Below are 20,990 nucleotides of genomic sequence, written 5' to 3' on the forward strand. Positions count from 1 at the left end.
CTCACCGCAGCGCCCGCTCGTGGTCGTCGCCGCGCAGGGTCAGCAGCGCGAGGGCGCTCACCGCGCAGGCGGCCGCGGCGTAGTACGCGGGAACGTCCACGTCGCCGGTCCACGCGACCAGCTCGGTGATGATCAGCCCCGCGCTGCCCGAGAGCACGGCGTTGGACAGCGCGTACGCCAGTCCGAGTCCCGTGTAGCGCACCGTGGTCGGGAACATCTCGGCCAGCATCGCGGGCCCGGGTCCGGCCATCAGCCCGACGGCGGCGCCCGCGGCGAGGAGCGCGGCCCCCTTGGCGTACACGCTCGCGCCGGCGTCCTGCACCAGGTTCAGCAGCGGCAGCGCGAGCACGGCGACGAGCAGGGCTCCGGCCAGCATCACCGTCCGGCGCCCGAGCCGGTCGCTCAGCATGCCGGCCGGCAGGATCGACGCCGCGAATCCCAGGTTCGCCAGGACGGTGGCGGCCAACGCCTGCTGGAACGTCGCGTTCAGCGTGTTCTGGAGGTACGAGGGCAGGACCACCAGGAAGGTGTAGCCGGCCGCCGACCATCCCATCAGCCGCCCGGCGCCCAGCACTACGGCCCTGGCGGTCTCCGCGGCGGGCGGCCGCCGCACGGGTCCGCCCGCGCGGCCGGCGGCCGCCTCGAAGGCGGGGGTCTCCTCCAGGCGCAAGCGCAGCCACAGCGCGGCGAGTCCGAGCGGCAGGGTCAGCAGGAAGGGGATCCGCCAGCCCCACGCGTTCAGCTGCGCACCGGTCAGTACGGTCGCCAGGAGCGCGGCCGCGCCGGCGCCCGCGAGCAGGCCGAGCGACACCGTGAACGACTGCCACGCCCCGTACCGCCCCCGGCGGCCGGGCGGGGCGGACTCCGTCATGATCGACACCGCTCCGCCGAACTCCCCGCCCGCCGAGAGCCCTTGGACGATCCGCAGCAGGGTCAGCAGCCACGGTGCGGCCGCGCCGATGGACGCGTACGTCGGCAGGGCGCCGATGAGCGTCGTGGCGCCGGTCATCAGGCAGACGACCAGGATGAGCGTCGGCCGCCGGCCGATCCGGTCCCCGAGCCGCCCGAACAGGGCCGCCCCGACCGGCCGGAAGAAGAAGGCGAGGGCGAACGAGGCGTACGTCTTGACGAGCGCCTCCGCACCGCCGCCGCCCTCGGGGGTGAAGAACTGCGCCGCGATGACGGTGGCGAAGTAGCCGTAGACGCCGAACTCGTACCACTCGATGAAGTTGCCGACGGACCCCGCGACCAGGGCCCGGCGGGAGCCGGCCGGCGGCCGGGCTGTCACTGGGGGCCGGACCGGACCGGGGGTGGGCGGGGGCTGCTAGGGGGGGCGCGCGGGGGTGCGGACGGCCGTCGCACGGGTGGTTCCGGCCGCGTACGACGAGACCAGCTGGGGGACACCGGCCGTGGACGTGGTCGCCGGGGTGCACGCGCAGCTGGCGGAGGCGGGGGTGGCCGACGCGCGCCGCTCCCCGTTCTGGACACTGGAGTCGCGGAACCACTTCTCGGACCGCCGCGACCGGGTGACCAGGCGGGTTGCCGGATAGGTCTCGCACGGGGAGTGGGTCGGGCGCGTCAGGTGTGGAAAAGAGACTGCGGCGGGCGAGGACGTGCCGGACGGTTCGGCCGGGGCGCTCGTCGCCGGCACCGAGGCCGGCTTCCGCGCCGGCCCGGCGCCCGGGCCGCCCGAGCAGCCGCTCGCCAGCAGGCCGCCGACGAGCAGGCCGCCGACCAGCAGGCCGCCGACGAGCAGGGTCGGCACCGCCCCGGATGTTCTGCCGCCGGCCTTCATGGCCCGCTCCCTTCGCACGCGTGAGTGATCAACGCGGCAGAGCGTAGTGCAACAGGCGCAGGGCCTCGGCGACGGAGGTCGCCACGGGGTGGCCCTCGGGGACGGGCGGGCGGCGGACGACGAGGACCGGGACGCCGGCCTCGCGGGCGGCCGTGAGCTTGGGGGCGGTGGCGGAGCCGCCGCTGTCCTTGGTCACGAGGAGGTCGATGCGGTGGCGGGCGAGGAGCTCCCGCTCGTCGTCCAGGGTGAACGGGCCGCGGGCGAGCAGGACTTCGAGGCGCGGCGGCGCGGGCGCGTCCGGCGGATCCACCGAACGCACCAGGAACCAGGGCTCGGCCAGGTGCGCGAAGCTGTGCAGGCCCATCCGGCCGGTGGTCAGGAAGACGCGCGAGCCGAGTCCCGGCAGCAGGGCGGCCGCCCCGGCGAGGGAGTTCGCGAAGTGCCAGTCGTCCCCGGGGCCCGGGGTCCAGCCGGGGCGGCGCAGCGCCAGCAGCGGCACGTCCGAAAGCTCCGCCGCCCCGGCCGCGTTGAAGCTCATCCGCTCCGCGAACGGGTGCGTGGCGTCGACCAGGTGCGTGACCCGGTGGGCGGTGATCCACTCCGCGAGCCCGGCGGGACCGCCGAAGCCGCCGATCCGGGTCTCGCCCGGCGGCAGCACCGGGGAGGCGACCCGGCCGGCCAGCGAGGTGGTCACCCGGTACGGGGTGCCTTCCGCGGCGGCCAGGGCCTGCGCCAGGCCGCGGGCCTCCGTGGTGCCGCCGAGGATCAGGACGTGCGGGCGGCGGCCCGGGCCGCTCGGGCTGCTCGGGTCGGCGGACGGACCTGCGGGCGGACCTGCGGGCGGGCCGCCCGGCGGGCCGGCGGTGGGGGCAGGCCCGTCAGCAGGCATGCCGGTCGCGCTCGGCGGAGTACAGGTGGCTGTCGCGGAACTGCTCGGCGCCCAGGGTGCGGCCCACCAGGATGACGGCGGTGCGGACCAGCCCGGCCTCCTTCACCTGCCCCGCGATGTCGGCCAGCGTCCCGCGCAGGATCAACTCGTCGGGACGGCTGGCCATCGCGACCACCGCCGCCGGGCACTCGGCCCCGTAGTGCGGCAGCAGTTCGTCCACGACGCGGTCGACGTAGCGGGTGGCCAGGTGCAGGACCAGCAGTGCCCCGCTGCGCCCCAGGGTGGCGAGGTCCTCGCCGGGCGGCATGGGCGTGGCCTGCTGGGAGATCCGGGTCAGGATCACGGTCTGGCCGACGGTGGGGACGGTCAGCTCCCGCTTCAGCGCGGCGGCCGCGGCGGCGAAGGCCGGGACGCCGGGCACCACCTCGTAGGGGATGCCGGCCGCGTCGAGCCGCCGCATCTGCTCCGCGACGGCGCTGAAGACGGACGGGTCGCCCGAGTGCAGCCGCGCCACGTCCTGGCCGGCCGCGTGCGCGCGGACGCATTCGGCGATGATCTCGTCCAGGTTCAGCTGCGCGGTGTCGATCAGGCGGGCGTCCGGCGGGCACTCGGCGAGCAGTTCGCGCGGGACCAGGCTGCCCGCGTACAGGCAGACGGGGGCGGCGGCCAGCCTGCGGGCGCCGCGCACCGTGATCAGGTCGGCGGCGCCGGGGCCCGCACCGATGAAGTACACGGTCATGTCGTCTGATCCACCATTTCGGGATAGGGCTTGGTAACCGACCACTGGGTGACGGGCATCGCCTGGCGCCAGCCCGTGAAACCGCCGACCGGCACGGCGTGCGCGACGGCCAGTTTCACCAGGTCGCCGCCGTGGCGCCGGTAGCGCTCGGTGAGGACGGCCTCCGACTCCAGGGTGACCGTGTTGACCACGAGCCGGCCGCCGGGGGCCAGCACCTCCCAGGCCGCGTCGAGCAGGCCCGGCGCAGTGAGGCCGCCGCCGATGAACACGGCGTCGGGGGCGGGCAGTCCGGCGAGCGCCCCGGGCGCGGCGCCGGTGACCACGCGCAGTCCGGGCACGCCGAGCGCGGCCGCGTTGCGGGTGATCCGCGCGGCCCGCTCGGCCACCCGCTCCACGGTCACCGCGCGGCAGGAAGGGTGCGTGCGCATCCACTCGATGGCGATGGAGCCGGAGCCGCCGCCGATGTCCCACAGCAGTTCGCCGGGGGCCGGGGCCAGCGCGCACAGGGTGGCGGCGCGGACGTGGCGCTTGGTGAGCTGGCCGTCGTGCTCGTAGGCGGTGTCGGGCAGGCCGGGGGTCGCGCCGAGCCGGGGGACCCCGGCGGCGGGGTCGCGGCGGCAGTCGACGGCGACCACGTTGAGGGGGTCGCCGGGGGCGCGGTCCCAGCTCCGGGCGAGGCCCTCGTACGCGTCCTCGTGCTCGGAGCCGAGCTGTTCCAGGACGCGCATCCGGCTGGGGCCGAAGCCCCGCTCTCGAAGCAGAGCGGCGATCTCGTTTGCGGTCACTGCTCCGGCGCTCAGGACCAGCACCCGCCGGCCCTCGTACAGCGCGGCCGCGAGCCGGGCCACCGGGCGGCCGACGACGGTGACCACCTCGGTGTCCTCCACGGGCCAGCCCAGGCGCGCGCAGGCGTACGACACGGAGGAGGGGTGCGGCAGGACGTGCAGGGCGCCCGGGCCGAGCTCCTCGGACAGCGCGCGGCCGATCCCGTAGAACATCGGGTCGCCGCTCGCCAGCACCGCGATCCGGCGGCCCGCGTGCTCCGCCATCAGCTTCGGCACGGCCGGGCGCAGCGGGCTCGGCCACGCCACTCGGACGCCCGCGCACTCCTCGGGCGGCAGCAGGTCCAGCTGCCGGGGTCCGCCGATCAACACCTCGGCCCCGGCCAGCGCGGCCCGCGCGGGAGCGGTCAGCCCGCCCCAGCCGTCGGCGCCGAGGCCGACGACCGACACGGGTACGGGGGGCGGTGGCGGCGTCGAGCTCACTGCGCGGAACCTCGGAGTACGGGAAGGGGGTGGACCCGCAGCCTACTGGTCGGCCCCGGACACCCCGGGAGCCGGGGCCTAGTGCTGTGGCGGCCGGGTGGGGCCCCTTTCCCGCGTGCCCCGCGCGGAGGTGCACCCGCGGCCGGCCGGGCCCCGCGGCGGCAGGGCTCCGGGAGCCGGGCTCCGGGCTCCGGGAGTAGGGTGCGGGGGCCAGGGACCCGGCCGGGGTCCCGGCGGCGAGCGGGAGGAGGCGGCATGCCGGGCTGGAAGGCCGCGCACATACCCGATCAGAGCGGCCGCACGGCCGTGGTCACCGGGGCCAACAGCGGGATCGGCTACTTCGCCGCCCGGGAGCTCGCCCGGCGCGGGGCCGCGGTCGTGCTGGCCTGCCGCAGCGCGGCCCGGGGACGGGCGGCCGAGGTCGCACTGCGCTCCGAACTGCCCGGCGCGGACGTGCGGTTCATCCCGCTGGACCTCGCCGACCTGGCCACCGTGCGGGAGTTCGCGCGGGAGTACGGCCAACGGCACGGCAGCCTCGACCTCCTCGTCAACAACGCCGGGGTGATGGCCCTGCCGTACGGGCGGACCGCGGACGGGTTCGAGACGCAGTTCGGGGTCAACCACCTCGGCCACTTCGCCCTCACCGGGCTGCTCCTGCCCGGGCTCCTCGCCGCCGGCCCCGGGGCCCGGGTCGTGAACCTCTCCAGCGGCTTCCACGCCCTCGGGGACGTGGACCACGAGGACCTGAACGGCGAGCGCCGCTACCGGCGCTGGATCGCCTACGGCCGCTCCAAGACCGCGAACCTGCTCTTCACCCACGAGCTCGCCCGCCGGCTCGCGGCCGCCGGCTCCGGGATCGTCACCGCCGCCGCCCACCCCGGTTACGCCTCCACCAACCTGCACGTCGGAGCGACCCCGCAGGCGGGCACCACCCTCACCTCGCGGATCACGGTCGCCGCCAACACCCTGGGCAACACCATCGGGAACGGCGTCATCGCACAGTCCGCCGCCTCCGGCGCCCTGCCCACCCTGTACGCGGCCACCGCGCCCGGGGTCCGGCCGGACGAGTTCATCGGTCCGCGGCTCGGCTGGCGCGGGGCGCCCGCCCGATCCTGGCGGGCGAAATGGACCTTGGACGACAAGTCCGGCGAACGCCTCTGGTCCGCCTCCGAAAAGCTCACGGGAGTCTCGTACGCGTCCCTATCGCACTGAATCCCCGAGGGCTAACTTGCTACTCGCCAGTCACTTTCTTCAGGCTGTCGGGCCGCATCCCCTGGGAGAGCCATGCGCAGATCCGCCCTGCCCGTGCCCCTGCTGTTCCCGCTCCTCCTCGCCACGCTCGCGGCGCTCCTCGCGACCGCCCTCACCGCACCGCCCGCCCGGGCCGCCGCGAGCGCGGAGCGCCGTACGCCGGTCGTCCTCGTCCACGGCTACGGGGACACCGCGGCCTCCCTCGACGGGCTGGAGGACCACCTGCGCGGCCAGGGCTGGCTCTCGAGCGACCTCGCCGAGTTCGGCTACGACTGGGCCGCGACGAACGAGTCCAACGCGGCCCGCTTCGGGGCCTTCCTCACCGAGCGCTTCGGCGCCCGCCAGGTCAACGTCGTGGCCCACAGCATGGGTTCGCTGCTCACCCGCAAGTACCTCAAGGACGGCGGGAGTTCCCGGGTCCGTGCCTGGGTCTCGCTGGGCGGGCCCAACCACGGGGCGGGTGACGCCGCGCCCTGCGGCCCCTTCGGCACCTTCTGCGACATCCACGCCGCCTCCCTCGCCGACATGACCCCCGGCGGCGCCTTCCTGACCTCCCTCAACGCGGGTGACGAGACCCCGGGCGCCACCCGCTACACCACCTTCAGCTCCACCTGCGACCAGCAGATCCCGCCCGGCGACAGCCGCGCCCCGCGCTCCACCGAACTGGCCGGCGCCGTCAACCACGTCCTCCCGGTCGGCGACAGCGGCTGCCCCTCGCACTACGGGCTGCTCGGCAACGACTGGATCCGCCGGCAGATCGTCGCCGAGTTCTCCAAGGACCCGGTGAGCCGGGTCGACCTGAAGAACGGCCCCTTCCGCATCACCGTCGACTCGGCCCGCTTCACCTCCGCCGGGGAGAGCGGTCCCGAGCTCTACGACGGCCTCACGCTCACCACCGACGGGACCGCCCGCACCCTGTGGCACCGCGACCGCGCCGGCGCCACCGCCTTCCCCGACCACGACCCCTGGTTCGGGCTCGACGATTCCGCCCGCGGGCAGGTCTTCGGCTCCGGCGCCACCATCACCGCCCACGTCACCGACGCCGACTACACCGCCGGGAACAACGACGACGTGATGGCCGCCGGCCGCGTCCACTGGGACCCGGCCCTCGGCTTCGGCCGGTTCACCGCGAAGATGGCGGGAGTGGACGGCGGCGAGGTGTCCGTCACCTACACCGTCACCCCGGCGCAGGGCGTCCCCGCCTGCCGGGTCCGCGTGGACGGGGCCGAGCTGACCTACTTCGACGACGGCACGACCCGGCCCGCGCTCTACGGGGACCTCACGGTCCGGACCGGTGACGGCGGCCGCGGCGCCGTGTGGTCGCGCTCCTCGTCGGACCCGTCGACCTTCCCCAACAAGGGCGGCCGCACCAACCCGGACCCGTACTTCCACCAGCAGGTCGGCTCGGGGACGACGTACGGCCCCGGCCCCTTCGAGATCGGCGTGTACCTCTGGGACCGCGACGCCTCCTCGGCCGACGACCTGGTCGCCCGCGGCACGGTGGCCTGGGATCCCTACACCGACCAGCCCGGAACCCGTACGAGCGACTTCCGCGGCGACGACGACGGGCACGTGCGGGTCACCTGGACGGTCCTGTGTCCGTGACCCGCCCTGACCTGCCCTGACGCGACCCCACCGGTCGAACGGGTGTGTGGGCGCCCCGGCATGAGCCCGTCCGCCCCCGGGAAGCCCCAAGGCGCCCCGTCCGGGCCCTCACCGGGGCGCGCGGACCGCACCACACTCTGCGGCATGGACGACGACGGTACGGACAACCACCCAGGAAGCACCGACTCGGAGCCCGGGGACCACGCGGTGGTCCTCGGGGCGGGCATGGCCGGGCTGCTGGCCGCGCGGGTCCTCGCGCGGCGCTTCTCCCGCGTCACCGTGATCGAGCGGGACGAACTGCCCGAAGGAGAGCCGCAGTTCCGGCCCGGGCTGCCGCAGTCCCGGCACGCGCACATCCTGTGGGCGAGGGGCGTGGAGCTGATCGAACTGATGCTGCCGGGCATCACCGGCAAACTGGTGGGTGCCGGGGCGAGCCTGCTGAACTCGCCGCGGGACTTCCTCTGGCTGAGCCCCGCCGGCTGGTTCGGCCCGTTACACGGGGCCGAAGTGCTGCTCTCCAGCCGGGAGTTGCTCGACCGGACGGTGCGCCGCGAGGTGCTGCGGGACGGCCGCATCACGATCCGCGGCGGGACGACGGCCACCGGACTGGTGGCCGGGCCGGACGGCCGCTCGGTGACCGGCGTACAGCTCCGCCACGGCGGCCCGCTGGCCGCGCGACTCGTCGTCGACGCGACCGGCCGCGCCTCCAAGGCGCCCGACTGGCTCATCGCGCTCGGCCACGCGGCCCCGGAGGTCACCCGCTACGACTCCCGACTCGGCTACTCCAGCCGCTACTTCGAGATCCCGGCCGATCCGGGGCGGCGCTGGCAGGGCCTGTACGTCCAGGGCCGCCCCGACCTCCCGCGCGGCGGCGTCCTGATGCCGCAGGACGGCAACCGCTGGCTGGTGACCCTGATCGGCAACGGCGAACACGCCCCGCCCGTCGAGGACGGGGCGTTCTTCGCGTTCGCGCGGAGCCTGCGCAGCCCGGCCCTGTACGACGCCATCCGGGACGCGACCCCGCTGTCCCCGCCCACCGCCTTCCGGAACACGGCGAACGAATGGCGCCACTACGAGCGCCTCGCACACTGGCCGGCCGGATTCGTGGTCCTCGGCGACGCCGTCTGCCGGTTCAACCCCGTGTACGGACACGGGATGACGGTCGCCGCGCTCGCCGCGGAGGCCCTGGCCAAGGAGATCCGCACCCTGAACCCGCGGGAGATCGCCGGGGCCGCCCGGCGCATCCAGCGCCGCACCACCGCGGCGTCCGCCGTGCCCTGGCAGATCGCCACCAGCGAGGACATGCGCTATCCGGTGACGAAGGGGCCGCCGCCGGACCGGGCCACCCGGATCCTGCAGCGCTACATGGCGCGGGTGATGGTGGGAGCCAACGCCGACCCGGCGATCGCGGGCCGCTTCTTCGGCGTGCTGTCGCTGACCGCCCCGCCGGCCGTCCTGCTCGAGCCCGTCACGATGGCCCGCGTCCTGTCGAAGTGGCGCCTTCCGGCCACCCCCGAAACCACCGACTACCCACCCCACCACGGCCCGCCGAAGGACTAAGAAGGCCCGGCGGCCACCGCGTTCGCGAAGGCTTCGTAGGCGCGTTCGTCGAAGAGAACGAAGCGGACCTCCTCCACCTCGGTCCGGGCCGACCGCACGGTCTCCACCGCGATCCGCGCCCCGTCGTCCAGGGGCCATCCGTAGATCCCGGTGGAGATCGCCGGGAAGGCGACGCTACGGGCTCCCAGTTCATCGGCGACCCGCAGCGACTCCCGGTAGCAGGAGGCCAGCAGCGCCGACCGGTCCTCGTCCCGCGACCAGACCGGACCGACCGTGTGGATCACGTGATCGGCCGGCAGCCGGCCGGCCGTGGTGGCGACCGCCTTGCCCGTCGCGAGACCCTTGCCGTAGTGCGAGCGGCGCAGCTGTTCGCAGGCGGCCAGGATCTCCGGACCGCCGCGCCGGTGGATGGCCCCGTCGACACCGCCGCCGCCGAGCAGCGAGGAGTTCGCCGCGTTGACCACGGCGTCGGCCCGCTCCGTGGTGATGTCGCCCCGGACGAGTGCGATGCGCGGCACGGGAGTTCCTTCCTTCGTGGAGGACACACGCTACCGGGAGCCCCGGCAAGATCCGAAAGAGCCGGCCACAGCACTAGTGCTGTGACCGGAAAGGTCCACCGGGTCGCGGCGCCCGGCACGGCACCTCGCCGCGTTGTCGGACCACCGAAGTACGTCCAGTACAAGCGGCGGCCCTCCGCCTTGCGATGCACCGCACCGGACACCGCGACCCGGCAAACCTTTCCGGCCACAGCGCTAGCCGCGGACGGCGCGTTCGTAGAGCTCGCGGACGTCGTCGTCGAAGGAGGAGCTGTAGGAGGTCTGGTCGTCGCCGCCTCCGTCGCGGCCGCCGATCACGCCGATCAGGGCCTTCCCGTCGGTCAGCACCGGCCCGCCGCTGGTGCCGTCGGGTACGTCCGGGCAGTCCAGCCGCAGCTGCGCGGGCCCGTCCGCGACGGCCAGGGTCAGGCAGCCCAGGGGCTGTTCGGCGGTGTTCGGGTAGCCCACCAGCCGGGCGGGCACCGGGAGCGCGGTTCCGGTGCGCAGCGTCCAGGCGGCGCCGGTGACGTCCTCCAGCCGCTGCCCGGGACGGCCGGGGCGGCGCACGCGCACGAAGGCCACGTCGTGGTCGGGATCGTGGTCGGCGCTCCAGCGGGGGTCCACGTCGATCCGGGTCGGGACCCAGACCCCGAAGGGGAACGTGCCGTCGTGGTAGCCGGGGGCGAAGGCCAGGTTGGTGCGGAAGCCGTTCTGGTGGACGCAGTGGGCGGCGGTGACGATGAGGTCGCCGCCGGGGGAGTGGACCACGGCGGCCGAGCAGTGGTGGTCGGGGTCGCCGTCGGCGCCGGGGGAGAACAGCGCGCCGACGGCCGGCTCGGCGGGGACGGTCCCGGCCGTCTGGGGGCCGGCGGGCTCGGCGGACACGGAGGGCGCCGGCGGCTCGTCGCCGTCGCGCCCCCCTCCGCCCCCGGCCCCTTCCCCGCCCCCGCCGCCGCCTGCCCCTCTGCCGCCGCTGCCGCCGGTGCCTACCCAGAGTAGCGCGGCCGCCGCGTCAGATGTGTATACGGGACAGGCCCGTCGCCGCTCCCCGGGTGCGCAGTTCGGAGCGGCGGAGCTTGCCGGTCTCCGTACGGGGGAGGTCGGTGACGAACTCCACGGCCCGCGGGTACTTGAACGGGGCGATGGCCCCCTTGACGTGGTTCTGGAGCTCGCGGACGGTCTCGGGCGCGGCCGGGACGCCGTCGCGCAGCACCACGAAGGCCTTGACGAGCATGCCGCGGCGCTCGTCGGGGACCCCGACGACACCGCAGTCCGCCACGTGGGGATGGCCGGCCAGCGCCTTCTCGACCTCGGGCCCCGCGATGTTGTAGCCCGAGGAGACGATCATGTCGTCGCTGCGGGCCACGTACCAGAAGTAGCCGTCCGCATCGCGGATGTAGGTGTCACCGGTGATGTTCCACCCGCCCCGGACGTACGTGGACTGGCGCGGGTCGTCCAGGTAGCGGCAGCCCGTGGGCCCGGTGACGGCGAGCAGCCCGGGGTACCCGTCGGGGACGGGCGCCCCGTTCTCGTCGACCACGGCGGCGCGGTAGCCGGGGACGGGCCGGCCCGTGGAGCCGGGCCGGATGTCCTCGTCCGCGGCGGCGATGAACACGTGCAGCATCTCGGTGGCGCCGATGCCGTCGATGATGCGCAGCCCGGTGGCCGCGTGGAACTCCTCCCACACGGCGGCGGGCAGCGGTTCGCCCGCCGACACGCAGCGGCGCAGGCCGGCCAGCCGGTCGGCCGAGCCGGCGGCCAGGATCGCGCGGTAGGCGGTGGGCGCGGTGAACAGGACGGTCACCCCGTGCGCGGCGACGAGGTCGGCCAGTTGCGTGGGCGTCGCCGATTCCACGAGCAGGGTGGAGGCCCCGACCCGCAGCGGGAAGACCACCAGACCGCCGAGCCCGAAGGTGAACGCGAGCGGCGGGGTGCCGGTGAACACGTCGTCGGGGTTCGGCCGCAGGACGTGCCGGGAGAAGGTGTCGGCGTTGGCGAGCACGTCCCGGTGGAAGTGCAGGGTCGCCTTGGGCCGCCCGGTGGTGCCGGAGGTGAAGGCGATGAGCGCCACGTCGTCCGCGGCGGTGTCCACGGTGGTGAAGACCCCGTCCTTGGCGGCGCAGCGGACGGCGAGGTCGTCCTCGCCGGGGCCGCCGTACGCGATCACCCGCGGGGCGGTGGCGTCGGCGCCATCGGCATCGGCGCCGGTCGTGGCCGTTGCCGCCACCGCGGCTTCGAGTTCTTCGAGGGAGCGGTGGTCGCACAGGGCGATGGCGGGCCGGCTGATCTCGCACAGCCCGGTGAGCTCGGCGGCCCGCAGCAGCGGCACGGTGGTGACGGCCACGCCGCCGGCCTTGAGCACGCCGAACCAGGCGGCGACGAGCCAGGGGTTGTTGGGGCCGCGCAGCAGTACGCGGTTCCCGGGACGCAGGCCCAGGTCCTCGGTGAGCACCTGGGCGACCTGGTTGGCGCGCCGGCGCAGTTCGCCGTAGGTCAAGCGCTCGTCCGGGGTCAGCAGGCAGGGGCGGTCGGGGCCCCAGCGCTCGACGGCGTCGTCGAGGAGGCTGCGGGCGCAGTTGAGCCGGTCGGGGTAGTCCAACTCCGGAAGATCGAAGTGGAGTCGGGGCCAGAGCTCGAACGGCGGAAGCCGGTCGCGGCAGAAGGAATCGGCATGCGCCGAAGGGGAGAGCTCCATGGGGCGGCACCTCAATCAGGGAGCAGCGGGGGAGATGGGGCAAGTATCTCGATAAAATGGCGGCCGTCAATTCCTCGCGATATTTCTGTGAGGGAATCGTCATGCTCGGCGCCGCATCCGGCGCCCCGCCGCGACGGCTCTCACGCGGCTTTCGCGCGGCTCTCCGGGGGTTCCCTGCCCCCTTCGTGGCCTCCGGTGTGGGCTTCGCCACTCGTCAGGCGGCCGGTATGCGCACGCGCACGGATTTGCCGAACTCGTCGGCGCTGAAGCTGAGTCGGCCGCCGCTCTCGGCCGCCATCAGCTGGACGATCAGCAGCCCCCGCCCGCCCTCGGCGTCCGGGTCGACCTCGCCTCGGGGGTGCGGCAGTCGGGGGAGCGAGGAGGCCCCGTCGGCCACCTCCAGCTGGAGCCACCCTCCCCGCAGGGAGATCCCGACCCGCAGCCGACCGGCTTCGGCGGCGTGCAGGACGACGTTCGCGACCAGCTCGCTGACGGCGAGCAGCAGGACGTCCGCGATCTCGCCGGCGATCTGCCAGCCGTCGAGGGCGGAGCGGACGCGGGAGCGCATCAGGGGGACGGTCGCCGCGGTGGGCCGCGCGGCCCAGTGGCCGAAGCCGCGGGCCCGGGAGGCGGCTGCGGAGACCGGGTCGGACAGGCCGACCGGGTCGGACGGCCCGGCGGGACCGACCGGGCCGGAGTGGGGCGGGGTGGGGGTGGGGGTGGACGTGAGCATGACGTGCTCCCGGAGGGGGGAAGGCGGCGACATTCGCGCGGCGGCTCGTGTAACTGCCGGGGAACTTGGACTGCCCGTGCTCTTGTGGTCTGCGGAAACGCGTCGCTAGAGTCGTGATTACACGTGTAACACGCTAAGCCTCCGCCATGGCTCGCGCAAGCAATCCGGACATACGTTACGAAGCCTTGTCCGTGGTGGTGGCCGCAGCCGTGGCGGGACCCGGACCCACGACCGGACCCGCACCCGGACCCGGACTGACGACCGGACCCGTACCCGTACCCCCTCGGCCCTCGGGGCCGAGCAGATTGGAAGGGCCGCAATGACGCAATCGCCCCCCGCCACGATCGACCTGGCGGACATGACCTGGCCGCCCCCGCCGTTCCGGACCCCCGTGTCCGCGGTGGTCGGCGCCGACGGGATCCGCCGCTTCGAAGGGGTGACGTACGCGACCTCGCCCGGCTACCGGCCGCGGCTCCTCGACGTCCTGGTGCCCGAGGGCGAGGGGCCCTTCCCGGCGGTGGTGTGGATCCACGGCGGCGGCTGGCTGGACGGCGACCGCCGCTACCCGCCGCCGACCGTTCCCGTGGAGCTGCTGCACGGATCGGTGCTGGGGGCGGGCCTCGCGCTCGTCTCCATCGACTACCGGCACAGCCTGGAGGCCCCCTTCCCGGCCCAGTTGCACGACGTGAAGGCCGCGATCCGCTACGTCCGGCAGTTCGCCGCCGTCCTGGGCGTGGACCCGGACCGGATCGGGGTCTGGGGCGAGTCCGCCGGAGGCCACCTGGCCGCCCTCGCCGGGGTCGTCGGCGCGGACACCCCGGACGCCGCCGCGCTGGAGGGCGTACAGGGAGTGGGCGCGGGGGACACCGCGGTACGGGCCGTCGTCGACTGGTACGGGGTCTCCGACCTGGTCACCCTCGCCGAGCACCCCATGCCGCCGATGCCCGGCGGAGCCGAGTTCCCCGACCCGTACGAAGCCCTGCTCGGCGCGGCCGTCGCCGAACGCCCCGAGCTGGCGCGGGCCGCGAGCCCGGTCACGTACGCCGTCGAGGGTTCGGACCCGCCGCCGTTCCTGCTGATCCACGGAACGCTCGACGGGCTGGTCCCCTACAGCCAGAGCGAGCAGCTCGCCGCGGTCCTGACGAAGGCCGGGGGCGAGGTCACCCTGACTCCGGTGGAGGGCGCGGACCACATCTTCCTCGGATCGCCCGACATCGGGCGGATCGTCGCGGACAGCGTCGCCTTCCTGGCCGGCCACCTGGTGCTGTGACCGGAAGGGTTCACCGGGTCGCGGCGCCCGGCACGGCACCTCGCCGCGTTGTCGGACCACACCGGTACGTCCAGTACGAGGCGTGGTCCTCCGTCCGGGGGCCCCTCCCGGCGGTAGCTGGGGGAGATGCACCGCACCGGACACCGCGACCCGGCAAACCTTCCCGGTCACAGCACTGGGCGCCTGAGGCCCCGCGCCCCCCGGAAACCGGCAGGATCCGAAAGCCGCCGCGCCGGGCCCCCGTCACCGGGGCGCCCGGCGCCGTTCCGTTCAGGTCCGGGGCCGAGCTCCGCCGCCGTCGTCCCGCCCGATGACGACGGTCCCGCGGGGGCTCAACAGGGTGTCACCTCGGAGTCGAACAGCCGCAGGCCCGGGGGCTCCAGCGTGCCGTCGCAGAGTTCTGCCAGGAACTGCACGGCCCCGCCCTCGTAGTGCCACCAGCCCCGCCGTGACCCGCCACGGTGACGCACCACTCCTGCGGGGTCCCGCCGGTCGTCCTCCACGCGAACGTGTCGCTCTCGTCCGACTCGGCCCAGGGCAGAAGACCGCCCGGTGCGGGATGGGGCGGCACGCCGGGGCCGGGTTCCGGCCGGGCCTCGACGAGCGCCTCCAGCAGGCTCCTGATGTCACGGAGCACGTGGTGTTCCGCGCCCGGCTCCGGCAGGCCGAGGAGTACGCAGTGGCCGATGGCGAACGCCGGGTACCACTCGGCGAGGTGCTTGTAGTCGGAAGGCAGCGCGGTGCCCAAGCCCTCCTCGAGCAGGGCCCAGTCGAGTACGGCGGGAGTCGGCCGGCGGTGGTCGGCCATGTCCGGAACGGCGCGCTCGAGCGCCGCGAGCGCCTCGGCCGGATCCGTGATGCGGCGCTTCGGCGTCCATGTGTCGATGAGGTCATCCGTCATGGACGGCAGACTGCCAGACCGGTGTGACACCCCAGGGGCTCCCGGCGGGCTCGGACTGCCCCGAGGCGCCGGAACCGGCTCATGACGCGTTCACGGGGGATCGACGGGCGGGCCCGGAATCGGGGCCCTCAGGAGGTCTCGCGTTCGATCAGGACCGCTTCTATCTCCGGGATGGGCGCCGTCGTGCCCGTTTCGATCAGATCGTGCACGGCGTCCGCGACCGCGGCGGGCGAGACCAGATCCAGGCGGATCGAGGTCAGCGGGGGCTGCTGGAGGGCGGCGAGGACCAGGTCGTCGGAGCCCACGACGGCCACCTCCCCGGGTACGTCGATCCCCTCGGCCCGCAGGGCGTGCATGAGCAGCGCGGCGTACTCGTCGTTGTAGGCGAACACGGAGTCCAGGCCGAGGCTCCGCCAGCGCCGGGCCAGCGAGGTCGCCGACTCCCGGGTGTAGGCGAGCTCCACCGGGGTCACCGTGGCCATGTGCCCGGCGGCGACCGACTCGGCGCCGGCGAGCCGCGGCGCGGCGAGGGTGCCGAGACCGCGCTCCTGCGGCATGACCACGCCGATACGGGTCCGGCCGCGCGAGATCAGGTGCTCCGCGGCGGTGGCGCCGATGCGGGCGTGGTCGAAGCGGATGGTGTGCACGCCCGGCACGGGACGGGCGGCGAAGGCGAGCAGCCCCCGCACCCCGGCGCGCCGCAGCAGTTCGGCGGCCTGTGCGGTGAGCCGGTCGCCGTCGAGGGCGATGACGGCGGCCGGGCGCAGCTCGGCCCAGGCGCGGGCGGCGTCGAGGGGGTCGGCGAAGCGCCCCGCGTGCAGGACGGCGGTGTAACCGTGCCGGTCGAGCTCGCTGTGCAGGTCGTCGACCCAGTCGCTGACGAGGCGGCCGACCGCGGAGATCGACGAGGGCATCAGCACGAGGTTGCTGCGCCCGGCCCGCAGGGACCGGGCCGCGGCGTGCGGTACGTAGCCGAGCTGCCGGGCGGCGTCGAGGACGCGGGCGCGGGCCGCTTCGCCGACGCGGTGGCCCTGGGTGTCGTTGAGGACGAAGGAGACCGTGGCGCGGGAAACCCCCGCGAGGCGGGCCACGTCGGCGCTGGTGGGGGACGCCGGGACAGGAGTGTCTTTGGCCATGACGTCGCTCGACGCTCCTTTTGTTCGGCTCGGTGCCTTCCCTTCGGAGGTTACACGAGTTAGATCAACGGAGCGCGGGCCCGCCCGGATGTGCGAGCAGCTCTGCGGGGGCGGGTCCCGGTCGGTTCGGGCGGCCTGCTCGGCGGTCCGGTCGCTGGTCGGCTCAGGCGGCGGGTGTGACCGGGGTGGGGCTGACGACCAGCACGGTGGGGCGGTCCGCGGGGCCCGCGGGGAACTCCGTCGACGCTTCCGGGGTCCGTGGGGCATTCGGTGCCCCGCCGGTGAGCGGCAGCACTTCCGTGATCTCGTACGCGGACACGGCCACGTGGGGCGACGGCTCCGGGCTGTCCTCGGTGAAGCGCAGCCCGGGCGCGGACTCCCCGAACTTCGCCGCCGCCCGCCGGCGCAGCCGCACTTGCTCCGCTGCCGCGGACACCGGGGCGGCGGGATGCTCCCGCAGTCGCCCGGCCGCCGCCCCGGGCTCGTCGGCCGGGTCCGCGGCCGGCGCATCGGCCGGGTCGGCGGCCGGGAGGGCGGCCGGCAGGCTCTGGCCCTCATCCCGGCCGCCGCCCCGGGGGCGGCCCTCAGGCGGGCCGGGAGCCGAGCGCCCTCTCGTGCAGGCGCAGGGAGTCCCCGGCGAGGTCGGCGAGCGCGGTGACGACGGAGTCGAAGCGCATCGTGGTGCGGGTGTCCTTCTCGTACGGGTTCCACGTCGGCATGTCCGGATGGTTCGGGTCGCCGGTGCGGATGAAGGCGATCCAGGCCTCGTGCATGGTGTGCGCGAGCCCGTCCCGGACGGCGGGGTCCAGCCCGGACGTCAGGGGCGCGTGGGTCCACTGGTCGAAGTTGGCGAACGCGAAGGGCAGTTCGAGGCAGTGTGCCGCGCCGAGCCGGCCGTCGTGGGCGGCCGCGGGAAGGTCGAACTGGTAGGCCCACACCGGATGGCCCGCCTCGGCCCGGGCCTCGGCCAGCCGCAGCGCGGGGACCCGGAAGAGCTCGTCCGTGATGAGGTCCATCAGGACGTCGGCCGGACCGGCCCCGGGCCGGGTGCGCTCGTACGCCGCGTACACGGCGGGGGCCGCCTCGGGGCCGAAGGTGTCCGCGATCCGGTCGGTGACCTGGTCCCGGTCCGCCGCTGCGTGCACCTCGTTCAGGGCGAAGCCGAAGTTGGCCTCCTCCCGGGTCCAGCCGATCATCACCTCGATGCCGGCCGCGGCCCCGTGCAGCAGGGCCTCGGCCGGGTGGCGGGGCAGCGTCACGCCGTCGACCACGGGCAGGAACGGCGTGGGCCAGTAGCCCCAGCGGGTCGTCCGGGCGAAGAGCCCGCCGACGGCGCCGATCAGCTCGGGCCAGGGCAGGGTGCGCAGCTCGGCCAGGGTCTTGACCCCGGCGGCCTCGAGGTACGCGGCCGTGCGCTCCGGGCCGTCCTCGGACCCGGGGAGGTCCAGCCCGAAGGGCGGGCTCATCAGGATCACCCGCCGGATCAGGCCCCGGGTCTCGGGCAGTCCGGCGAGGGCGGCGGTGGACACGGCGCCGCCCGACTGGCCCGCGACGGTGATGGCGTCGGGGTCGCCCCCGAAGGCGGCGATGTTGTCCCGCACCCAGCGCAGGGCGGCGAGCTGGTCGGTCAGCCAGTGGTTGGCGCCGGGGTCCGCCGCGCCCTCCTCGGGGCCGGTGTGCAGGTAACCGAGGGGGCCGATGCGGTAGTTGATGCTGACGACGACCAGGTCCCCGTCGCGGGCGAAGGTGGCGCCCGAGTAGTTCGGCAGCGACCCGGAGCCGGACACGAAGCCGCCTCCGTGGATCCAGACGAGCACGGGCCGCCGGGCGTCGTCGGCCGCGGGGGTCCACACGTTGAGGGTCAGGCAGTCCTCGTCGAAGGGCGGCGAGCCGTGCCCGCCGAGGACGGGGTCGCCGCCCTCCAGGTACATCTGCGGGGCGCTGGGGCCGTCGGCGGTCGCGTCGCGGGTGCCGCTCCAGCCGGGGTGCGGCCGGGCGGCCCGCCAGCGCAGTTCGCCGACCGGGGGTGCGGCGTAGGGCACGGCCCGGAAGACGGCGAGCCCGTCCTCGACCGCGCCGCGCAGCCGGCCCGCGGGCGGGTGTGCCACGGGCCGACCGGGTCCTGGGGGTCCTGGGGTGGGTGCCATGAGTCGATCCTTCCTGGGTCCCGCGCCGAACGCGCGCCGACCCGTCGAGAGTATGGCGAAAATTCGCCGACCGTCAATGTTGCGCGATACCGCGAAGAGTGTCGCCGGCCGGTCGGGGGCGCGTCACAGCCAGAGCGTGTCCGCCGCCATCCGCTCGGCCTCCGTCTTCAGCAGGGGCGCGAAGGCCCGCCACAGGAGCAGGCAGGCCCCCGCGGCGGCCAGGGCGCCGGCGAAGGTGTCGCTCAGCCACTGGGCGTGCTGCCAGGTGCGGCTCCACATCATGGCGCCGGCGTACCCCGTGCCGAACAGCCACCACCAGCGCCGGCCGTCCGGCGGGAACAGCACCACCGCGGCGGCGATCATCAGGGCCACGGCGCTGAAGACCTGGCCGGAGGGGTACGAGCCGTCGTTGACCAGGACCCAGGTGTGCGGCGGTCGCGGCCGGTCGGCCAGGGCCTTGAGGGGCAGCACCACGAGCATGTTGGCCAGGATCGCGGTGGTGAAGACGAAGAGCGCCGAGCGCCAGCGCCCGTACATGCACAGGCAGCCCATCAGCAGCAGCGGCACGACCGTGCCGAGCGGGCCGCCGAGACGGTCGAGCACGGTGGCGAACCCGCTGGCGGAATCGGCGGGCGAGCCCTGCAGCGAAGCGGCCCAGGCGTCGTCGAGGCCCTGGAAGAAGGGCCGTTCGTCGATGCGGACGAGCAGTCCGATCAGCAGGGACAGCAGGAGCAGCGCCGTGCCCCAGACGAGCGCGTGGCGGGGCGGCGCGGCGGGGACCGGGCGCCGGGCGGGCCTGGCGGGAGCCGCCCACACCGCCCACGCGCAGTGCGAGGTGCTGGACCGGGGCCCGGCGGGGGCGCGCGGCCTCGGCGGTCGCGAGCCGGCGGGCCCGGCCGTTGTGCCCCTGGGTGGCGCGGGCCGCGGCCTGGGCGACGGCCGGCTCGATGCCGTCGCGTCGGACCAGCACCTCGGCGACGGCGGACACCGGCGGGATGCGCAGCGTCAGGTGGCGGCAGCGCGAGCGGATGGTCGGCAGCACGTCCTCCAGCGAGGGCGCGCACAGCAGCCACACGGTCCGCGGAGCGGGCTCCTCCACGGCCTTGAGCCGCGACCGCCGAGCACCTCGGCCGCCGCGTCACCGAGCAGACCCGCGTGCTCCTCGCGGGCCGCGCCGCCCTGGCCTCCGCCTCCGCCTGAGACGGCGCGCCCGGAGAGCGGGCGGGACACGCGGGGGACCGCCGCGCGGGCCAAGCCGGGCTCGGGCGGGGCCCCCCGGCGGTCCGGGGGGGGGGCCGGGGGTCGGGGTGGCCGTCGGGCCCGTCGGCGTGGGCCTGGGGTCGCCGGGGTCGCCGGTCGCGTGGCCGTCCTTGCGCTGGGCGATCTTGATGATGGCGCCGATGAGTCCGCCGCCCTTGACGACCGCCGTGATCCGCTCCCCGGACTGGATCCCGATCGCGGGGATCTTGGCCAGCACCTTGTTGGTCAGGTTGACCGCCAGCCCGTTGAAGAACTTGAAGTTCGCGCCCTTGAGGGCGGCCGATCCGCTGAACCGCAGTCCGCCGAGCTTCCCGAGGAACTTCAGGCCCTTGGCGCCGGCCGAGAAGCCCTTCAGGGCGCCGAGGCCCGGGACCACGCCCAGGACGTCGAGGCCGAGCTTGAGGAGGTTCAGCTTGCCGCCGCGGACCGTCATGTCGTACGCGTGCCCGGCCAGCGCGGCCGCGCTCGAGATGATGGCGAGGGCGGCGAAGATCGGTGCGAGGAACTGCAGGGGCGGCACGAAGGTGCAGATGACCGCGAGGATCGAGAAGATCGCGGCCATGTTGGAGAACCGGTCCGCCCAGTCCGCCAGCCAGTTCATGAACCCGCCGGGGTCGCGGACCCCGTCGTGGTGGATCACGTTCTTGATGTGCTTGGCGGCCTTGCTCGCGGCGTCGTCGCGTATGTCCTTGGCCTTGGAGACCTTGATGAAGCACTCCCGCTTGGCGGACCAGGCGTCGTTCTTCTGGTTCGTGAGCCGGGTGCGCTCCGGCCCGTCTTCGGGGGTGGGGGGCTTCGCGTCGTACTTCTCCAGGTCCTTCATGGCGGTCTTGTGCGTGGTGTCCGCCTCCAGGAAGTCGGCCAGCGCCTTGTCCGCCATCTTCTGCGCGCGGTGCAGCTCGCTCGCGTATTCGTCGGACTCGCCCTCGACCACCTTGGTGCCGATGGCCTTGGCGGCCTCGTCGTACCGCTCGTAGCTGCGCTTGAGGCGCGCCGAGGTGTTGTCCGCGATGTCGTGGAACCCGCGTCCGGCGTCGCTGTCCCAGCCGTCGACCGAGGAGAGGGCCTTGATGTTGGCGGCCTGCTTGTCGATCTCGTCGGCCATGTCGCGCAGCTTCTTGCCGAGCGCGGCGACCTCGTACGGGTCGCCGGGGACCGGGTCGCCGTCGTGCAGCGTGGACCAGTCGCGGGGGCGGGTGCTCACGGTG

At 74.7% G+C, this 20,990-nt stretch carries 19 protein-coding genes and 2 pseudogenes; 6 read left to right on the top strand and 15 right to left on the bottom strand.

Going from position 1 to position 20,990, the window contains the following annotated elements; all coding sequences use genetic code 11:
• Position 1: 1 nt before the first annotated feature.
• Positions 2-1,288 carry an MFS transporter gene (locus DRB89_RS33980; RefSeq protein ID WP_112463548.1) on the bottom strand — a complete coding sequence of 429 codons (1,287 nt, stop codon included), beginning with the start codon at positions 1,286-1,288 and terminating at the stop codon, positions 2-4.
• A 55-nt stretch (positions 1,289-1,343) separates the two neighbouring features.
• Here DRB89_RS33980 and DRB89_RS33985 point away from each other — a divergent pair.
• Positions 1,344-1,550, top strand: a pseudogene (locus tag DRB89_RS33985) (laccase); the annotation flags it as partial.
• Positions 1,551-1,613: 63 nt separating this feature from the next.
• Positions 1,614-1,823, top strand: a complete 210-nt coding sequence (locus DRB89_RS33990) for a hypothetical protein (RefSeq protein WP_112463549.1) — start codon at positions 1,614-1,616, stop codon at positions 1,821-1,823.
• Here the strand turns inward: DRB89_RS33990 and DRB89_RS33995 are convergent, their stop codons facing one another.
• The 3 genes from DRB89_RS33995 to cbiE are packed head-to-tail and all read right to left on the bottom strand — an operon-like array spanning position 1,824 to position 4,688.
• Complete coding sequence (locus DRB89_RS33995; protein ID WP_112452022.1) at positions 1,824-2,684, bottom strand: cobalt-precorrin-6A reductase; 861 nt, start codon at positions 2,682-2,684, stop codon at positions 1,824-1,826.
• Positions 2,674-3,423, bottom strand: a complete 750-nt coding sequence (gene cobM / locus DRB89_RS34000) for a precorrin-4 C(11)-methyltransferase (protein WP_112452023.1) — start codon at positions 3,421-3,423, stop codon at positions 2,674-2,676. Before cobM ends, DRB89_RS33995 begins: the two co-directional genes overlap by 11 nt.
• Positions 3,420-4,688: a precorrin-6y C5,15-methyltransferase (decarboxylating) subunit CbiE gene (gene cbiE / locus DRB89_RS34005; protein ID WP_112463550.1), complete on the bottom strand. Its 1,269-nt coding sequence runs from the start codon at positions 4,686-4,688 to the stop codon at positions 3,420-3,422. Before cbiE ends, cobM begins: the two co-directional genes overlap by 4 nt.
• A gap of 255 nt (positions 4,689-4,943) precedes the next feature.
• On the opposite strand from cbiE, the gene DRB89_RS34015 reads away from it, so the two are divergent.
• The 3 genes from DRB89_RS34015 (at position 4,944) to DRB89_RS34025 (ending at position 9,104) form a co-directional block, all read left to right on the top strand.
• Entirely contained in the window at positions 4,944-5,900 is a 957-nt protein-coding gene (locus tag DRB89_RS34015) for an oxidoreductase (protein ID WP_112452025.1), read from the top strand.
• A 72-nt stretch (positions 5,901-5,972) separates the two neighbouring features.
• Entirely contained in the window at positions 5,973-7,544 is a 1,572-nt protein-coding gene (locus DRB89_RS34020) for an alpha/beta fold hydrolase (protein WP_112452026.1), read from the top strand.
• 144 nt (positions 7,545-7,688) lie between these two features.
• A complete protein-coding gene (locus tag DRB89_RS34025) occupies positions 7,689-9,104 on the top strand; it encodes an NAD(P)-binding protein (protein ID WP_204357892.1) in 1,416 nt (471 codons plus the stop codon).
• On the opposite strand, the gene DRB89_RS34030 is transcribed toward DRB89_RS34025, so the two are convergent.
• The 4 genes from DRB89_RS34030 to DRB89_RS34045 form a co-directional block, all read right to left on the bottom strand.
• A complete protein-coding gene (locus DRB89_RS34030) occupies positions 9,101-9,622 on the bottom strand; it encodes an O-acetyl-ADP-ribose deacetylase (protein ID WP_112452027.1) in 522 nt (173 codons plus the stop codon). The genes DRB89_RS34025 and DRB89_RS34030 overlap by 4 nt on opposite strands.
• A gap of 234 nt (positions 9,623-9,856) precedes the next feature.
• Positions 9,857-10,525, bottom strand: a complete 669-nt coding sequence (locus tag DRB89_RS34035; protein WP_112463551.1) for a trypsin-like peptidase domain-containing protein — start codon at positions 10,523-10,525, stop codon at positions 9,857-9,859.
• A gap of 127 nt (positions 10,526-10,652) precedes the next feature.
• Positions 10,653-12,335 (bottom strand): AMP-binding protein, encoded by a 1,683-nt coding sequence (locus DRB89_RS34040; RefSeq protein ID WP_112463552.1) that lies wholly within the window; start codon positions 12,333-12,335, stop codon positions 10,653-10,655.
• Between the two features lie 214 nt (positions 12,336-12,549).
• Positions 12,550-13,068 (bottom strand): ATP-binding protein, encoded by a 519-nt coding sequence (locus tag DRB89_RS34045; protein WP_162688836.1) that lies wholly within the window; start codon positions 13,066-13,068, stop codon positions 12,550-12,552.
• A 319-nt stretch (positions 13,069-13,387) separates the two neighbouring features.
• Between DRB89_RS34045 and DRB89_RS34050 the strand changes: the two genes are divergently transcribed.
• Positions 13,388-14,338 (top strand): alpha/beta hydrolase, encoded by a 951-nt coding sequence (locus DRB89_RS34050; RefSeq protein WP_112452501.1) that lies wholly within the window; start codon positions 13,388-13,390, stop codon positions 14,336-14,338.
• 343 nt (positions 14,339-14,681) lie between these two features.
• On the opposite strand, the gene DRB89_RS34055 is transcribed toward DRB89_RS34050, so the two are convergent.
• The 7 genes and pseudogenes from DRB89_RS34055 to DRB89_RS34090 all read right to left on the bottom strand — a co-directional run bounded on the left by DRB89_RS34055 (position 14,682) and on the right by DRB89_RS34090 (position 20,986).
• On the bottom strand, positions 14,682-15,239 hold the full coding sequence (locus tag DRB89_RS34055; RefSeq protein WP_239516472.1) for an SMI1/KNR4 family protein: 558 nt from the start codon (positions 15,237-15,239) through the stop codon (positions 14,682-14,684).
• 128 nt (positions 15,240-15,367) lie between these two features.
• Positions 15,368-16,375 carry a LacI family DNA-binding transcriptional regulator gene (locus DRB89_RS34060; protein ID WP_112452502.1) on the bottom strand — a complete coding sequence of 336 codons (1,008 nt, stop codon included), beginning with the start codon at positions 16,373-16,375 and terminating at the stop codon, positions 15,368-15,370.
• A 163-nt stretch (positions 16,376-16,538) separates the two neighbouring features.
• On the bottom strand, positions 16,539-16,811 hold the full coding sequence (locus DRB89_RS34065) for a hypothetical protein (RefSeq protein WP_162688837.1): 273 nt from the start codon (positions 16,809-16,811) through the stop codon (positions 16,539-16,541).
• A gap of 148 nt (positions 16,812-16,959) precedes the next feature.
• Positions 16,960-18,483 (bottom strand): carboxylesterase family protein, encoded by a 1,524-nt coding sequence (locus DRB89_RS34070; RefSeq protein ID WP_162688838.1) that lies wholly within the window; start codon positions 18,481-18,483, stop codon positions 16,960-16,962.
• A 162-nt stretch (positions 18,484-18,645) separates the two neighbouring features.
• A complete protein-coding gene (locus tag DRB89_RS45225) occupies positions 18,646-19,074 on the bottom strand; it encodes a phosphatase PAP2 family protein (protein WP_343234850.1) in 429 nt (142 codons plus the stop codon).
• A 253-nt stretch (positions 19,075-19,327) separates the two neighbouring features.
• A pseudogene (locus tag DRB89_RS34080) lies at positions 19,328-19,630 on the bottom strand (DNA polymerase III subunit delta'); the annotation flags it as partial.
• 30 nt (positions 19,631-19,660) lie between these two features.
• Entirely contained in the window at positions 19,661-20,986 is a 1,326-nt protein-coding gene (locus tag DRB89_RS34090; RefSeq protein ID WP_239516473.1) for a putative T7SS-secreted protein, read from the bottom strand.
• Positions 20,987-20,990 lie beyond the last annotated feature (4 nt).

This window comes from Streptomyces sp. ICC4, assembly GCF_003287915.1.
Lineage (GTDB): Bacteria > Actinomycetota > Actinomycetes > Streptomycetales > Streptomycetaceae > Streptomyces > Streptomyces tritrimontium.

Excerpts from the sequence above, each read along its gene's own strand:
- DRB89_RS33995 (WP_112452022.1), bottom strand. The coding sequence starts at position 2,684 with ATGCCTGCTGACGGGCCTGCCCCCACCGCCGGCCCGCCGGGCGGCCCG.
- DRB89_RS34040 (WP_112463552.1), bottom strand. The coding sequence starts at position 12,335 with ATGGAGCTCTCCCCTTCGGCGCATGCCGATTCCTTCTGCCGCGACCGG.
- DRB89_RS34050 (WP_112452501.1), top strand. The coding sequence starts at position 13,388 with ATGACGCAATCGCCCCCCGCCACGATCGACCTGGCGGACATGACCTGG.
- DRB89_RS34045 (WP_162688836.1), bottom strand. The coding sequence starts at position 13,068 with ATGCTCACGTCCACCCCCACCCCCACCCCGCCCCACTCCGGCCCGGTC.
- DRB89_RS34025 (WP_204357892.1), top strand. The coding sequence starts at position 7,689 with ATGGACGACGACGGTACGGACAACCACCCAGGAAGCACCGACTCGGAG.
- cobM (WP_112452023.1), bottom strand. The coding sequence starts at position 3,423 with ATGACCGTGTACTTCATCGGTGCGGGCCCCGGCGCCGCCGACCTGATC.
- DRB89_RS34055 (WP_239516472.1), bottom strand. The coding sequence starts at position 15,239 with ATGACGGATGACCTCATCGACACATGGACGCCGAAGCGCCGCATCACG.
- DRB89_RS34060 (WP_112452502.1), bottom strand. The coding sequence starts at position 16,375 with ATGGCCAAAGACACTCCTGTCCCGGCGTCCCCCACCAGCGCCGACGTG.
- DRB89_RS34015 (WP_112452025.1), top strand. The coding sequence starts at position 4,944 with ATGCCGGGCTGGAAGGCCGCGCACATACCCGATCAGAGCGGCCGCACG.
- DRB89_RS34020 (WP_112452026.1), top strand. The coding sequence starts at position 5,973 with ATGCGCAGATCCGCCCTGCCCGTGCCCCTGCTGTTCCCGCTCCTCCTC.
- DRB89_RS45225 (WP_343234850.1), bottom strand. The coding sequence starts at position 19,074 with ATGGGCTGCCTGTGCATGTACGGGCGCTGGCGCTCGGCGCTCTTCGTC.